A 15,335-nucleotide genomic window follows, 5' to 3' on the forward strand; every position below is an offset into this window, starting at 1 on the left:
TCACTTGGTGATGCCGGTGACCTCAACGCGGGTCAACTTCTGACGGTGACCCTGGCGCTTCTGGTATCCGGTCTTGTTCTTGAACTTGTGGATGCGGATCTTGGGGCCCTTGGTCTGCTCGACCAGCTTCCCGGTCACCGAAACCTTCGCCAGTGCGTCGGCGTCGGCGGTGACGTCGGTGCCGTCGACGACCAGAACAGCCGGGAAGGTGACCTCGGTGCCGGAGTCGCCTTCGAGCTTCTCGACCTCGACGACGTCCCCGACCGCCACTTTGTACTGCTTGCCGCCGGTCTTGACGATCGCGTACATGAGTCGGAAGTCTCCTGCTACTCGGTTCGCTTGGTTCACCCGTTGACGCCCTCTCCGGCGAACCGGAGTTCCTACCGCCCGGCCAGGCCGGGCTTCGGGGGGTTCCTGTGTCGCGACCCTCGTCCCCACGAGGGGCACACCGGGTTCTACAGGCGTTTTGCCTCTCCGCCCGTCCGGCGGCGAGAAGTGCTCACACAGCATACAGACCACCCGGTGGCTCCCGACCGCGAGGGGTCGGAGCAGCCGCGAGCGGGCAGGACGACAGCGTATGCCAAGCCCTGCCCGGCCCGGCGAGCACCCCCGGAACCCGCCCGCCGGAAGCCCGCCGGACCCGCTCGCCGAACGTGGCGAACGGCGCACCGATCAATGCGGGCGAAGGCCCCGGACCGCGCCGGACCGCTTGCTACGGTGGGTCGCCGTTCGACCGTGACATGGGGAAATTCGCGTGACCGAGATCGCCGCCGAGTCCGTTCCGGGGCGCGACGAGCACACCGCAGCCGAGGGCCGGGACGACCCGGCGCGCGACCGCTTCCGGCGGCTGCGCGAAGGTCCGCTCGGGCCCCGGTTGCTGCTGCTGTCGGCCCTCATACCGCCGCTGATGATGCTGCGGGAGGTGCTGCGCGCACCCCAGCTGCACTTCTACGACTACTGGTGGGTCCTGCTGGACATCACCGGCGAGGACGGCTCGCTGCGGCCGGAAGCGCTGTTCGGCTTCCGCAACGAGCACCCGTTCGTGCTCCCGAGCCTGCTGTTCTGGCTCAGCGCCCGGTTCGGGCACGGGCTCAACCACCCGCTGGGGCTGGTGGTGCTGGCGTTCGGCGTGGGCTGCGTGCTGCTGGTGTCGGTGATGCTGCCCGCCTCGCTCGGCCGGTGGCAGCGGGCGGCGCTGGTGGTGGCGACCTCGACGCTGGTGTTCAACCCGCACGGCATCCACAACTTCGTGCGCTCGATGAGCGGCGCCTCGTGGATCTTGGCGATGCTGCTGGTGCTGGGCGCCCTGCTGGCGATGCAGCGGGGACGGCTGCTGCCCGCGGTGCTGCTGGGGCTGCTGGCCTCGATCAGCTACGGCACCTCGTTCGCGGTGTGGCCCGCGCTGTCGGTGGTCGGCTGGATGCGCGGCGAGCGGCGCGGGCGGGTCGCCACCCCGATGGTCGTCGGCGTGGTCGTGGTCGCCGCCTGGCTGCTGCTGCGCGGGCCGCAGGGCGGCGGCGGGGCCTCCCCCACCGACGATCCGGCGCAGGCCCTGCTGGCCGGGCTGAGCATGCTCGGCATGGTGTGGACCGGCACCGAGCCGTCGCTGGCGCTCGTCGCCGGGGTCGCCGGGCTGGCGGTCCTCGCGCTGCACCTGCCCGGCTGCCTGCGCCCGGAGCACCGCGCGGCCAGCGCGCCCTGGTGGGGCCTCGCCGTGTACGCGGTGGGCTGCGCGGTGATGATCTCCGGTTCGCGGGCCGCGTTCGGCGAATCCGCCGGGCTGCAGAGCCGGTACAACAGCATGACCGCGGCGCTGTGGATCGCGGTGCTGGTCATCGCCGTCGCCTGGGCGCGGTGGCCCGGCGTCCGGTCGATCGCGGTGTTCACCACCGTGCTCGGCACCGTCGCGCTGGGCGCGCCGATGGCGCAGGCGGTCCGCGAGGACGCGCCGAACCAGGACCTGCTCGCGGTCGCCGCGAAGGTCGGCACCACCGACGCGTTCACCGACCGCTTCCCGTCCCCCGAGCGGCTGCTGCCGCGGCTGCGCGCGCTCGGCCACTACCCGTTCTCCGACGAGTTCACCCTCGGCTGCGGCGACGGCGTCGAGATCGGCTCGCGGGTGAGCACCGCCGACTGGCGGGTGCCCAGCATCGGCAGCTACCGGGAACCGCGGCCCGCCGGTTGGGACGTGGTCCTCAACGTGGAGACCGACCAGGTGCAGGGCGGTGCCCGGATGCTCAAGGGCTGGGCGATCTCCGGCATCGAACGCGCCCGGTGCGTCGCGGTCCTCGACCAGCAGGGCGAAGTCGTCGGCGGCGGCGTGGTGGACATCCCCCGCTCCGACGCCGAGGGCCAGACCCCCGGCATCGAGATCGGCCTCGGCTACCGCGCGGTGGTCCCCGCCGACACCGCGGGCCCGCTGCGCGTCGCGTTCCGCTTCCCCGACGGCTGGTGGATCCGCCCGCTCACCGAACACCCGGAGGTGACCTCGTGAGCGAATCCGCCGCGACCGTCGAGGTGTCCCTGCTGACCCCGGCGAAGGACGAGGCCGCGAGCCTGCCGAAGCTGTTCGCCGAGATCACCGCCGTGATGGACGCCCAGCAGCGCAGCTGGGAGCTGCTCGTCGTCGACGACGGCAGCACCGACGACAGCTGGCGGATCATCACCGAGCACGCGGCCGCCGACCCGCGCATCCGCGGCCTGCGGATGCGGCGGAACTTCGGCAAGGCCGCCGCGCTCGCCGCGGGCGTCGGCGAAGTGCGCGGGCGGCTGCTGGTCACCCTCGACGCCGACCTGCAGGACGACCCGGCCGAGGTGCCGCGGTTGCTCGCCGAGCTCGACGCGGGCGCCGACCTCGTCAGCGGGCACAAGGCGCAGCGCAAGGACCCGCTGGGCAAGCGGCTGCCGTCGAAGTTCTTCAACTGGATGACCGGCGTGATCACCGGGCTGCGGCTCTCCGACCACAACTGCGGGCTCAAGGCGGCCCGCACCGAGGTGTACCGGCGGGTGCCGCTGTACGGCGAGCTGCACCGCTACATCCCGGCGCTGGCCCACCAGCTGGGCTACCGGGTGCGGGAGCTGGCCGTGCACCACCGGGCCCGCGAGCACGGCACCTCCAAGTACGGGCTGGAGCGCTACGTGCGCGGCGCGCTGGACCTGCTCACCGTGGTGGCGCTGACCCGCTACGGGCGGCGGCCCGCGCACCTGTTCGGCGGGCTCGGCATGGCCGCGGGCACGGCGGGCACCCTGATCCTGCTGTACCTGACCGGGGTGTGGGTGTTCACCGAGCAGTCGATCGGGACGCGGCCGCTGCTGACGCTGGGCATCCTGCTGGAGATCTTCGCGGTGCAGATGATCTCCACCGGGCTGCTCGCGGAGCTGGTGCTGCACCGCACCGGGCGCGATGCGGACGTCACCGACCTGGTCGCCGCGGACACCGAGCCCGCTCGCTCCACCGCGTGAGCCTTGCCCGCACCGCGCTCGTCCGGCCACGAGAACTCGTCCGGCCGCGGGAAGAGGAGCGGACGAGGCGGCACGCCGCGGCCTAGCATCGGGCCCCATGCTCACCGATGCGGACCTCGAACTGGTGCGGCGGGCCACCGCCGTGCTCGACCGCGCCACGCTCAACGACGACCACCAGGTGTCGGCCGCCGCCTACGACGAGCGGGGCGAGGTCTTCACCGGGATGAACGTCTCGCACTTCACCGGCGGCCCCTGCGCGGAACCCGTCGTGATCGGCCAGGCCGCCGCCTCCGGGTCCGCACCGCTGACGACGATGGTGGCGGTGCTGGCCCGCGGCAGGCAGGTCATCCCGCCCTGCGGCCGGTGCAGGCAGCAGCTCTACGACTACTTCCCGGGGTCGCGGGCGATCGTCCACGGCAAGAACGGCCTCGAAGCGGTGCCGATCGCCGACCTGCTGCCGCTGCCCTACGACTACCGGGACTACGCGCCGGACGGGCCGCCACCGGCGCTGCACCTGTGGGACGGCTACCTGGACGCGGTCCGCGACGGCTCCAAGCGCAGCACCGTGCGGGTGCACGACCCGGTGCGGACCGGACCGGTGCGGCTGGTGTTCGAGCACGCGGACGGGTCGGCGACGACGCTGCCCGCCGAGATCACCGAAGTGCGGCGCGAGGCCGTGGACGCGCTCACCGACGAGGACGCGGTGCTGGACGGGTTCGCCGGCCTGGCCGAGCTGCGCGCGGCGCTGGCCGCGCACTACCCCGGGTTGACCGGGACGGCCGAGGTCGACGTGGTGCGGTTCGCGCCGCGCTGGTGACGGCGCCAGGGCTCGGACAGGGGTGAGACGACCGCGGGCGGGGCCGGGAAGTTCCCGGCCCCGCCCGCGGCGGTGCTGCTCAGCTCTCGGAGTTCGCTCCGGCGGTGGCGTCCGCGGCATCACCGGGGACGGCCTCCGGGGAGTTCACCGGCGCGCCCGCGGCCCGGGACGCCGCCCGGCGCCGCGGCCTGCGGGTGACCGAGGCCGTGGCGGGCGCCGGCACCTCCGGAACCCCGTTGGTGGCGGGCTCGGCGGGCTTCTCGACCGCGAGGACCACCGGCTCGGCCGGAGTTCCCGCGCTGCCCGCCGGACGGCTGACCTTGCGCCGCCGGGAGCGGCCGTTGGTCTCGCCGGTGTCCGGGCTGGACTGCTGGGCTGCCGGGGTTTCCGGCTGCTTCACGGGCTGCTCGGCCGGAGCGGCGGGCCGGGCCGCCTGCTCCTGCTGCGCGGGCTCGGCCTCGTTCGGCTTGCCCGACTCCTGCTTGCCCGACTCCTGCTTGGCGGAGTCCTGCTTGCCCGAGTCCTGCTTGGCCTGATCCGGCGTGCCCGAGTCCTGCCTGCCAGCGTCCTGCCTGCCGCCGTCCGCCTTGGCGCCGTTCTGCTCGGCGCCGTGCTCGGCGAACTCCGGCTTGCCCTGCTCGCGCTTCCCGGAGTCGTGCTTGCCCGAGTCGTGCTTGCCGCCGTCCTGCTTGCCCGACTCGTGCCTGCCCGACTCGTGCTTGCCGGAGCCCTTCGCCTGCTCGTGCTTGCCGGAGTCCTGCTTGCCGCCGGAATCCTTGCCGGACTCCTGCTTGCCGGACTCCTGCTTGCCCGAATCCTGCTTGCCGTCCTTGGACGACTGCTCCTGCACGGTCCCGTTCCGCTCGGCGTGCTGCGCGCCGTCCGAGTCCCCGGAACCGTCGTGCTTGCCCTTGTTGCGGTTCCGGCGCGAGCCGCCGCCGTTGCCGCCACCGCCGCCGTTGCCGGAGCCACCGCCGTGCTGGTGCACCACCGGGTCCGTCGAGACCATCAGGCCCCGCCCGCGGCAGTGCTCGCAGGTGCTGCTGTAGGCCTCCAGCAGACCGGTGCCGACCCGCTTGCGGGTCATCTGCACCAGTCCGAGCGAGGTCACCTCGGCCACCTGGTGCCGGGTGCGGTCGCGCCCGAGGCACTCGGTGAGCCTGCGCAGCACCAGGTCCCGGTTGGACTCCAGCACCATGTCGATGAAGTCGATCACGATGATGCCGCCGATGTCGCGCAGCCGCAGCTGGCGCACGATCTCCTCGGCCGCCTCCAGGTTGTTCCTGGTGACCGTCTCCTCGAGGTTGCCGCCCGAGCCGGTGAACTTGCCGGTGTTGACGTCGATGACGGTCATCGCCTCGGTGCGGTCGATCACCAGGTAGCCACCGGAGGGCAGCCAGACCTTGCGGTCCAGCGCCTTCGCGATCTGCTCGGTGATCCGCTGATCCGTGAAGACGTCGCCCTTGCCGGTGTGCTTGGTGAGCCGGCTCATCAGGTCCGGCGCCACGTGCTGCACGTAGGCCTCGATGGTGTCCCAGGCGTCGCCGCCCTGGACGACCAGCGACGAGAAGTCCTCGGTGAACAGGTCCCGCACGACCTTGATCAGCAGGTCGGGCTCTTCGTAGAGCAGCTGCGGCGCCTGGGCCTTCGGGGTGTCGGCCTTCTCCTTGATGACCTCCCACTGGGCCTGCAGGCGGCGCACGTCGCGGTCCAGGGCCTCTTCGCTGGTGCCCTCGGAGGCGGTCCGGATGATGACTCCGGCGTTGTCCGGGACGATCCGCTTGAGGATCTCCTTGAGCCGCTTGCGCTCGTTGTCCGGCAGCTTCCGGCTGATGCCGGTGGCACCGCCGCCCGGCACGTACACCAGGAACCGGCCGGGCAGGCTGATCTGGGTGGTCAGCCGCGCGCCCTTGTGGCCGACGGGGTCCTTGGTGACCTGCACCAGGACGCTGTCGCCGGTGGACAGGGCCTGCTCGATGCGGCGCGCCTTCCCGGCGAGCCCGGCGGCGTCCCAATCGACCTCACCGGCGTAGAGCACGGCGTTGCGGCCGCGGCCGATGTCGACGAACGCGGCCTCCATGCTGGGCAGCACGTTCTGCACGCGGCCCAGGTACACGTTGCCGACCAGCGAACCGGAGCCGGAGGCGGTGACGAAGTTCTCGACGAGGACGTTGTCCTCGAGCACCGCGATCTGGGTCTGGTCGCCGTTCTCGCGCACCACCATGCTGCGGTCCACCGCTTCGCGGCGGGCGAGGAATTCGGACTCGGACAGCACCGGGGCGCGGCGGCGGCCTGCCTCGCGGCCGTCGCGGCGGCGCTGGCGCTTGGCCTCCAGCCGCGTGGAGCCCTTGATCGCGCGGACCTCGTCGTCGCTGCTCTCCTGGCGACCGTGGTCCTGCTGCCGCTCCTCACGGACGTGCACGACGGTGTTCGGCGGATCGTCGTCCCGCGACGGCCCGTCGTCGTCCCCGGAGCCCTTGCGGCGGCGGCGACGGCGACGACGGCGGCTGGAATCCTCGCCACCGCCGTCGGCGGGCGCGTCGGCGGACTTGCCGTCCTTCTCGTCCTCGGCGGTCGTGTCGCCGGAGTCCTCGCGCGCGTCGTCCTTGCGGCCGCCGTCCTTGCGGGAGTCCTTGCGCCCCTTGCCGCCCTTGTCCTGCTTGGCGGGCTTGTCGGCCTCTTCCTCGGGCTGCTCGTCGGCGGCGTCGGACTGCTCGCCCTCGCCGCCCTTGCCCCGGCCCCGGCCGCGACGGCCGCGGCGGCGACGGCGGCGGCCGCCGTTCTCGTCGTCGCCGTCGGCGGAGTCCTCGCCGTCGGCGGAGTGGTCGCCGTCGCCCGAGTAGTCCTGGTCGTCCTGATCGTCCTGATCGTCGCCGGTCTCGGCGGCCGGTTCCGGCTTCGGCGCGGCGGGCGCGGGGCGGGCCGCGACGGGCTCCGGGGCGAGGAACATCGCCTGCGGGGCCGCGAACACCGGGTTCAGCGGGGTGGTCTCGGCAGCCTGCTCGGGCGCCGCGTCCTGCTCGGCGGGCTGCTCGGCCGCGGCCGTCGCCCGGGCGTCCTCGGCCGGCTGCCGCTCGGCGGCGGCCTCGTCGACGATCTGTTCGGGGCGCAGTTGCTGGACCACCCGGAGCGCGACCTCGCGCGTGATGTTGGATTGCGCGCTGCGCACGGCTTCACCGAGCGAATCGAGGGAGGTGATGACCTCCCGGCTGCTGGCGCCCAGCAGCTTCGCCAGCGCGTGCACGCGCAGCTTGGCGGGCAGCTCGAACGTGTCCGAGCCGCCTTCCTGGGTGGATGTGGGCGATGGCCCGCTGGCGTTCCCAGCGGGCGTTTCCGTGTTCGACATTCAACTCCTCCGCCCCCGGGCGCGTCCGTGGACGCGGCCGCACAGGAGCATGTGCGTTCTGCGGTCTTCCGTCGCCCGTGGGCGACGGCAATTCTGCTGGTCCCCTCCGTCCCGGATCTGGGTGAACCGGGAAGTCCCACGGTGGGTCCGACGGTGTCCGCGCCTGGCACGTCACCCGGCCGGGATTGTCTCCCGATGGGCCACGGCCGTCGCCCTGTCCTGGGCGAACGGGTCGGCGAGCCCTCCCTCGTCGTCTAGCCGACCTTGTTCCCACCGGGTCGCTCGAGCGGCCGCGGACGGGTCCAGATCGGCGACGACGCGCAGAGCGTTCAGCACATCGTCGGGTCGAACGACGGGTGTTGTCTGCCGCACGACCGTTACGAGTATCCCATACGGTGCACGACCCTTCGGCCAATCGTCCACTTGGGCGACGGAAGCGAAATCTTGGTCACGCACCGCAGTTGGATCTGCACTGTCCAGGACTTCCGCCGACACGAGCGCCGCTCGGGCGTCCAAAGTCCGGCGCCCGTCCTTGGTCATCCGCTCCACTTCGACCGACTCGGCGGCGAGCAGTGCGGCGACGGCGGCCCGCAGCGGTTCGACGCCGATGTCCGGCAGCTCGATCGCCCAGCGGCTCGCGGTGAGGCGTTCGGCCAGCGCTCCCGGCCCGGCGACCACGGCCTCGACCAGCTCCATCCCAGGTGGCAGCACCCGGTTCAGCTCCGAGCGCAGCAGTTCCGGGTCCACCTCCTGCACCAGCTGGAGCTCGACGTACTCGGCTTCGCTGGCCACGCCGGTCGGCACCGCACCGGCCCAGGAGATCTTGGGGTGCGGGCTGAAGCCCTGCGAGTACGCCATCGGTACCCCCGCGCGGCGCACCGCCCGCTCGAACACCCTGGCGAGGTCGCGGTGTGAGCTGAACCGCAGGCGTCCTCGTTTGGCGTAGCGCAGGCGCAGCTTCTGCACCGGCGCCGCGGACGGGTTGGGGTGGTCGCGGCGACTCACCAGGGCTCCTCCCGGGTGCGGCCGCACGAGGCGGCCGGTGGCGATCAGCGACGGTCCGGGAGCGGAGCCACCGGGCCGTGCCCCGACGGTACCGCCTGGTTCCGCGCAGGTGGTCGAGGACCGCGCGGTATGTTCGTCCGGCCCTTGTACCGCCCGGTGCGAGCTGGCTACCGTCGCGCGTGTCCCGGCGGCCGCCAGCGGGCGATCGCCCGGTCACGTGGGAGGTTCGACGTGCCCCTCGCCCGGTCGGCCGGCGTCGCCGCGACCAGCCTGTCGTTGCTGGGTCTGCTGGTCGGCACCGGCCCCGCAGCCGACGCGGAACCGGCCCGGTCCTGCACCGCGGACGGGCCCGAGCTGCGCTACGTGGTGCTGTTCGAGCCCGGCCTGTCCCGCACCGCGGCGGCGGCCGAGACGGCGGCCGACTGCGGCTCGACGGCCGCGTACTACCCGGAGATCGGGGTGGGCGTGGTGGACTCGGCCGAACCGGACTTCACCGCGCGGATGGGGCGGGACCGCGCCTACAGCGCCGAGCGGCAGGTCCTCGCCGACCGCGCCGAAGCGGGCGACGACGACGCGGGCGGCGCCCAGCAGGACTCCGGCACCGGGCCCTCCAGCGCCGAGCAGTGGAACCTCCGCGCCGTCCACGCCCGGGAAGCGCACGCCACCACCCGCGGCGCGGGCGCCGTCGTCGGAGTCCTCGACTCGGGCATCGACGCGGCGCACCCGGAACTGGCCGCGGCGGTGGACGTGTCCCGCTCGGCGAACTGCCTCACCCCGGAGGACCCCGAGCTGGACGCCGCGCCGGAAGGCGACGCGCACGGCACCCACGTGGCGGGCATCATCGCCGCCGCCGACGACGGCGCCGAGGTCACCGGGGTCGCCCCCGAGGCCCGGCTGGCCTCGATCCGGGTGGTCAACGGGGACGGGTACGTGCACCCGGAGGCCGCGGTGTGCGGGTTCGTGTGGGCCGCCGAGCACGGCGTGGACGTGGTGAACAGCAGCTTCCTGGTGGAGTCCGCGCAGCTGGGCTGCTCCCGCGCCGGGTCCCCGGTGCCGCAGGAGGCGGTGCGCCGGGCGGTGCGCTACGCGACCGAGCGGGACGTGCTCACCGTCGCCGCCGTCGGCAACGAGCGGACCGACCTGACCGCGGTGCCGCCGGAGCGCGAACCGGTGTGCGAGGCCGTGCCCGCCGGGCTCGACGACGTGGTTTCGGTGGCGGCGGTCGGCCCCGACGAGGTCAAGTCCGGGTACAGCTCGTACGGGCTGGGCGCGGTGGACCTGGCCGCGCCGGGCGGGGAGCAGCGCGGCGAGCAGTGCGTGCGCTCCACGGTGCCGGGCGGCGACTACCGCTCGACCTGCGGCACCTCGATGGCCGCACCGCACGTGGCCGGTGTGGCGGCGCTGCTGGCGGCCCGCGATCCGGGTGCGAGCGCCGCGGAGCTGCGCCGCACGCTGCTGGAGACGGCGCGGCCGCTGCCCTGCCCCTCGGACTACGACCTGGACGGCGACGGGCTGCAGGACGCGCTGTGCCGCGGCTACGCCACCTACAACGGCTTCTACGGCCACGGCCTGGTGGACGCGCAGGCCGCGGTGGCGGGGTGAACGCCCGTCCGGTCCGGAGCACGGCGCGGCCCCGTCCGGTGACGCGGCGCCCCGGGCCGACGGGTCTCCGGGGCGCGCCGCCGTCCGCTACCGGACGCCGTGCCGGGGGACGTCGAGCAGGTCCGCGTTGCCGCCCGTGATGGCGTTGATCGATCCCGGATCCGCCAGCAGCTCCTGCGGATAGCCCAGCGGGAACGCGCTGACGGCGTCCAATCGGGCGACCTGCTCCGGGTTCAACCGGAGCTCCGCCGCGGCGAGGTTCGTGCGGAGCTGATCCGCCGTCCGCGGGCCGATGATCGGGATGACGCCCTTCGCCATCGACCACCCGATCGCCACTTCCTCCGGAGTCGTGGCGGATTCCTCGGCGACGGCCTCCACCACGTCGAGGACCTCCGCCTTGTTCCCGTCGGATTCGCGGTGCAGGAACCTGCTGATCGAACTCTGCGCGCGGCCGCTCTCGCCGCGGCGGTACTTCCCGGTCAGCACGCCGCCGCCGAGCGGCGAATAGCCCAGGACGCCCATTCCGAAAGCGTCCGCCATCGGCAGCAGGTCACGTTCCGCCGCCCGTTCGACGAGGCTGTATTCGACCTGGATCGCGACCAGCGGCGACCATCCGCGCAGCGCGGCGATCGTCGCTCCCGCCGCGGCCCGCCACGCCGGGAAGCTGCACAACCCCACGTGCAGGACCTTTCCCGAGCGCACCAGATCGTCGAAGGCCCGCATGATCTCCTCGATCGGCGTCGCGCCGTCCGACGCGTGCGCCCACAGCAGGTCGACGCGGTCCGTCTTCAGCCGCCGAAGGCTGGCCTCGAGCGACTGCACCATCGACTTCCGGCCGTTGCCGGTCATCTGGAGGCCGCTGTCGATCGTCGTGCCCATGGAGTACTTCGTCGCCAGGACGACGTCTTCGCGATCGGTGGCGATCATGTCCGACAGGTATTCCTCGGCGTCGCCGAATTGGTAGTTCGTGGCGGTGTCGATGAAGTTCCCGCCGGCCGCGCGATACCGGTCGTACATGTCGCGAGCCGCCGCGACCGTCGCGCCGTGCCCCCATCCGCCGCCGAAATTCCCCGTTCCGAGCGCCAACGCCGAGACGCGCAGTCCCGACCGCCCCAGAAATCGATAACGCATGGTTCCGACCACTCCCTGGCTCGATGTCCGCACCGGGGAACGCGTTCGGATCACCCCGAGCGCATTCCCGCTCAGATCACCCTGCCGCCAGGCGCTGATACGGTCCATAACGTGGCGTCCGAACTTCTTTACGCATCGTCCGGCGGTCAGGAGCTGGGGACCCGTGACCCGCTAGTGGACGTCATGGAGCTGCTCCGCCCGCGGGCCGTCGTGCCCGCACCGCTGCACGCCGCCGGCCGGTGGGCGGTGCGGTACGACCCCTTCCCGCACGTGAAGCTCGGCGTCGTCGTCGACGGCGAATGCCGGCTGAGCCTGGACGGTCTAGAACCGGTGCTGTTGCGCGAGGGGGACTTCTACCTGCTCGGCAACCCGCCGCCGTACGTGCTGGGCAGCTCGCTCGACGCGGCGCCCAGGGCGGCTGCGACGTTGCCGCCCAACGCGGTGGGCCGCGGGTTCCGCATCGGAGCCGCCACCGATGAGGACACCTACACGTGCGGCGTCGATTTCACGTTCGCCGCCGACGACGCGGCACTGCTGCTCGACGTGCTCCCGCCGATGGTGCTCGTCCGCGCGCAGGACCCCAGGGGGCCGTTGTTCATGCACCTCGCCTCCCTGCTGGTCGCGGAGATCGAGTCGAGCGGCGTCGGGCGTTCCCTCGTGCTGGAGCAGATCGCGAAGATGATCTTCGTCCACATGCTGCGGGCGCACGCCGACGACGTCGAACGACCCGGCGGTTGGCTCGCCGCCCTCGCCGACGACGGGATCGGCGCGGCCTTGCGGGCGATGCACGCCGACGTCGGGCGGCGGTGGACCCTGGACGAGCTCGCCGAGATCAGCCGGATGTCGCGGTCCACGTTCGCGGGCACGTTCAAGGAGAAGGTCGGCACGGCCCCGCTGGGTTATCTGATCGAGTGGCGCATGCGGCTGGCCCGCGACGCCCTGCGCACCGGCGACCGCACCCTCTCGGAGTTGGCGGTCGCCGCGGGCTACCGCTCGGAGAGCGCCTTCAGCACGGCGTTCCGGCGCGTGGTGGGGACCTCGCCGCAGCAGTTCCGCAACGCGGCGCGGCGCGACGGCTAGGACCGCCGCCCGGCAGGCGCGGCGAGCTCCACCGGCCCGGTTCGCGGCCGGTCCCCGCCCGGCCGACCGAGACCGGCCGGGCGGGCGCTCACTCGGTGAACGCCGGATTGCTGACCGGGGAGCCCTTGCCGACCGGGCTGATCGGCAGCAGCACGCGCCCGGAGGGCCCGATCTCGATGTCGGTGCCCATCGTCGGGCACACCCCGCAGTCGAAGCACGGCGTCCACCGGCAGTCGTCCTGCTCCCGCGCGTCGAGGGCGTCCTGCCAGTCGGCCCAGAGCCACTCCTTGTCCAGCCCGGAGTCCAGGTGGTCCCACGGCAGGATCTCGTGCTCCGCGCGTTCCCGGGTGGTGTACCAGGCGACGTCGACGTCGAACCGCGCGAGCTCCTCCGCGGCGCAGTCCACCCAGCGCTGGTACGAGAAGTGCTCGTTCCACCCGTCGAACCGGCCGCCCTCGCGCCACACCCGCTCGATGACGGCGCCGAGCCTGCGGTCACCCCGGGACAGCAGTCCTTCGACCAGCGACGGCTTGCCGTCGTGGTAGCGCATCCCGATGTTGCGGCCGAGGGAGCGATCCGAGTTGACGGCGTGGCGCAGCTTGCGCAGCCGCTCGTCCACGGTCTCCGGGTCGCACTGCGCGGCCCACTGGAACGGGGTGTGCGGTTTGGGCACGAACCCGCCGATGGAGATGGTGCAGCGGATGTCCTTGCGCCCGGAGACCTGCCGACCGGCCCGGATGACCTCCTTGGCCATCTCGGCGATCTGCAGGACGTCCTCGTCCTCCTCGGTGGGCAGGCCGCACATGAAGTACAGCTTCACCTGCCGCCAGCCGTTGGCGAACGCGGCGGACACGGTCCGGATGAGGTCCTCTTCGGACACCATCTTGTTGATGACGCGGCGGATGCGTTCGCTGCCGCCCTCGGGGGCGAAGGTGAGCCCGGAGCGGCGGCCGTTGCGGGACAGCTCGTTGGCGAGGTCCACGTTGAACGCGTCGACGCGGGTCGACGGCAGCGACAGGCTGGTGTTGGAGCCTTCGTAGCGGTCGGCGAGGCCCTTGGTGACCTCGGCGATCTCGGAGTGGTCGGCGGAGCTCAGCGACAGCAGCCCGACCTCCTCGAACCCGGTCGCTTCGAGGCCCTTCTGCACCATCTCGCCGATGCCCTCGGGCGAGCGCTCCCGCACCGGCCGGGTGATCATCCCGGCTTGGCAGAACCGGCAGCCGCGGGTGCAGCCGCGGAAGATCTCCACGCTCATCCGCTCGTGCACGCTCTCGGCGAGCGGCACCAGCGGCTGCTTCGGGTACGGCCACTCGTCGAGCTCCATGGTGGTGCGCTTGAACACCCGGTACGGCACGCGCTCGTGGTTCGGCACGACCTCGGCGATGGTGCCGTCCGCGGCGTAGCGCACGTCGTAGAACTTCGGCACGTACACGCCACCGCTCTCGGCGAGGCGCAGCAGCAGTTCGTCGCGCCCGCCGGGGCGGCCCTCGTCCTTCCAGCGCCGGATGGCGGCGGTGATCTCCAGGACCGATTCCTCGCCGTCCCCGAGCACGGCGGCGTCGAGGAAGTCGGCGACCGGTTCCGGGTTGAACGCGGCGTGCCCGCCCGCGAGCACCACCGGGTGCTCCTCGGTGCGGTCGACGGCGTGCAGCGGGATGCCCGCGAGGTCCAGTGCGCTGAGCAGGTTGGTGTAGCCGAGTTCGGTGGCGAAGCTGACGCCGAGCACGTCGAAGGCGCCGACCGGGCGGTGCCCGTCCACGGTGAACTGCGGGATGCCGTGCTCCCGCATGAGTTCCTCGAGGTCCGGCCACACCGAGTAGGTGCGCTCGGCGAGCACGTCGGAGAGCTCGTTGAGGATCTCGTAGAGGATCATGACGCCCTGGTTGGGCAGCCCGACCTCGTAGGCGTCGGGATACATCAACGCCCACCGCACGGTGGTGGCGTCCCACTCCTTGACGGTCGCGTTGAGCTCCCCGCCCACGTACTGCACGGGTTTGGAGACGCGGGGCAGCAGCGGCTCCAAGCGGTCGAACACGGACTCCACACTCACACCGGCCAGGGTAGTGGCCGGGGTCGCAGCAGGTCCGGGGGTGGTGGGCGCGGCCCCGATCAGCGGTGCCGGGGCCGCGCCGCGGTCCGTCCCGGCGGCGGTCGCGCCGCGCGGTCGGACCGCGCCGGGACCGTCCGGGTTCGAAGCCCGTACGAGCTCAGGGCCCGTCCGAGCCCGGGTCTCGTCCGAGCCCAGCGGCCGTCCGAGTCCCGGGCCGTCCGAGTCCAGCGGCCGTCGGCGCCCAGCGGCCATCAGTGCCCGGAGGCCGGCTGTCCTCAGCGGTCGCCTGCATTCAGCGACCGTCGACGCTCAGAGGCTGGGGAACCAGAGCTTGATCTCGCGCTCGGCGGACTCCGGCGAGTCGGAGCCGTGCACCAGGTTGTACTGCACCTCCAGGCCGAAGTCGCCGCGGATGCTGCCCGGGGCGGCCTTCTCGACCGGGTCGGTGCCACCGGCGAGCTGGCGGAACGCCGAGATGGCGCGGGGGCCCTCGACGACGGCGGCCAGCACCTGGCCGGAGGTGATGAACTCCAGCAGCGAGCCGAAGAACGGCTTGCCGTCGTGCTCGGCGTAGTGCTGCTTGGCGAGGTCCTCGTCGACCTGGCGCAGTTCCAGCGCGACCAGCTTGAGGCCCTTGCGCTCGATCCGGCCGATGACCTCACCGACCAGGCCGCGCTCGACCCCGTCGGGCTTGACCAGGACCAGGGTGCGCTCGCTCACGTTGCTCTCCTTCGGGTGGACGGCGCGGATTCTCCGCGCCCGTTTTGCGGAAAAGGGTATCGGCGCAGGTGACACGCCCTCCCCCGGGGCGACCGGGGACCCGCTGACCTCGGCCGCGGTGA

The 15,335-nt window shown here is 72.7% G+C and carries 11 protein-coding genes; 5 read left to right on the plus strand and 6 right to left on the minus strand.

The window, feature by feature from the left end:
* Window positions 1–309, minus strand: a complete 309-nt coding sequence (gene rplU, locus ABZ805_RS04980; RefSeq protein ID WP_224961929.1) for a 50S ribosomal protein L21 — start codon at window positions 307–309, stop codon at window positions 1–3.
* Between the two features lie 445 nt (window positions 310–754).
* Between rplU and ABZ805_RS04985 the strand changes: the two genes are divergently transcribed.
* From ABZ805_RS04985 to ABZ805_RS04995, 3 genes are all read left to right on the plus strand, one after another.
* A complete protein-coding gene (locus ABZ805_RS04985; protein ID WP_358434499.1) occupies window positions 755–2,494 on the plus strand; it encodes a hypothetical protein in 1,740 nt (579 codons plus the stop codon).
* Window positions 2,491–3,462: a glycosyltransferase family 2 protein gene (locus ABZ805_RS04990; protein WP_358434502.1), complete on the plus strand. Its 972-nt coding sequence runs from the start codon at window positions 2,491–2,493 to the stop codon at window positions 3,460–3,462. Before ABZ805_RS04985 ends, ABZ805_RS04990 begins: the two co-directional genes overlap by 4 nt.
* 97 nt (window positions 3,463–3,559) lie before the next feature.
* Window positions 3,560–4,279 carry an ASCH domain-containing protein gene (locus ABZ805_RS04995; protein WP_358434505.1) on the plus strand — a complete coding sequence of 240 codons (720 nt, stop codon included), beginning with the start codon at window positions 3,560–3,562 and terminating at the stop codon, window positions 4,277–4,279.
* Window positions 4,280–4,358: 79 nt separating this feature from the next.
* Here the strand turns inward: ABZ805_RS04995 and ABZ805_RS05000 are convergent, their stop codons facing one another.
* Complete coding sequence (locus ABZ805_RS05000) at window positions 4,359–7,625, minus strand: translation initiation factor IF-2 N-terminal domain-containing protein (protein WP_358434508.1); 3,267 nt, start codon at window positions 7,623–7,625, stop codon at window positions 4,359–4,361.
* Between the two features lie 171 nt (window positions 7,626–7,796).
* The gene (locus ABZ805_RS05005; RefSeq protein ID WP_358434741.1) at window positions 7,797–8,591 is read right to left on the minus strand and encodes a TIGR03936 family radical SAM-associated protein; all 795 of its coding nucleotides are present in this window, start codon (window positions 8,589–8,591) and stop codon (window positions 7,797–7,799) included.
* Window positions 8,592–8,861: 270 nt separating this feature from the next.
* On the opposite strand from ABZ805_RS05005, the gene ABZ805_RS05010 reads away from it, so the two are divergent.
* Window positions 8,862–10,232, plus strand: a complete 1,371-nt coding sequence (locus tag ABZ805_RS05010; RefSeq protein ID WP_358434511.1) for a S8 family serine peptidase — start codon at window positions 8,862–8,864, stop codon at window positions 10,230–10,232.
* 87 nt (window positions 10,233–10,319) lie between these two features.
* Here the strand turns inward: ABZ805_RS05010 and ABZ805_RS05015 are convergent, their stop codons facing one another.
* Window positions 10,320–11,363 (minus strand): aldo/keto reductase, encoded by a 1,044-nt coding sequence (locus ABZ805_RS05015; protein ID WP_358434514.1) that lies wholly within the window; start codon window positions 11,361–11,363, stop codon window positions 10,320–10,322.
* A gap of 174 nt (window positions 11,364–11,537) precedes the next feature.
* Between ABZ805_RS05015 and ABZ805_RS05020 the strand changes: the two genes are divergently transcribed.
* Window positions 11,538–12,443, plus strand: a complete 906-nt coding sequence (locus ABZ805_RS05020) for an AraC family transcriptional regulator (protein ID WP_358434744.1) — start codon at window positions 11,538–11,540, stop codon at window positions 12,441–12,443.
* A gap of 88 nt (window positions 12,444–12,531) precedes the next feature.
* Here the strand turns inward: ABZ805_RS05020 and ABZ805_RS05025 are convergent, their stop codons facing one another.
* Window positions 12,532–14,493, minus strand: a complete 1,962-nt coding sequence (locus ABZ805_RS05025) for a TIGR03960 family B12-binding radical SAM protein (protein WP_358434517.1) — start codon at window positions 14,491–14,493, stop codon at window positions 12,532–12,534.
* A gap of 309 nt (window positions 14,494–14,802) precedes the next feature.
* On the minus strand, window positions 14,803–15,213 hold the full coding sequence (gene ndk, locus ABZ805_RS05030) for a nucleoside-diphosphate kinase (RefSeq protein WP_224959664.1): 411 nt from the start codon (window positions 15,211–15,213) through the stop codon (window positions 14,803–14,805).
* Between the last annotated feature and the right edge of the window lie 122 nt (window positions 15,214–15,335).

Origin of the sequence: Saccharopolyspora sp. NPDC047091, assembly GCF_040643635.1 — a bacterium.
GTDB lineage: Bacteria > Actinomycetota > Actinomycetes > Mycobacteriales > Pseudonocardiaceae > Saccharopolyspora_C.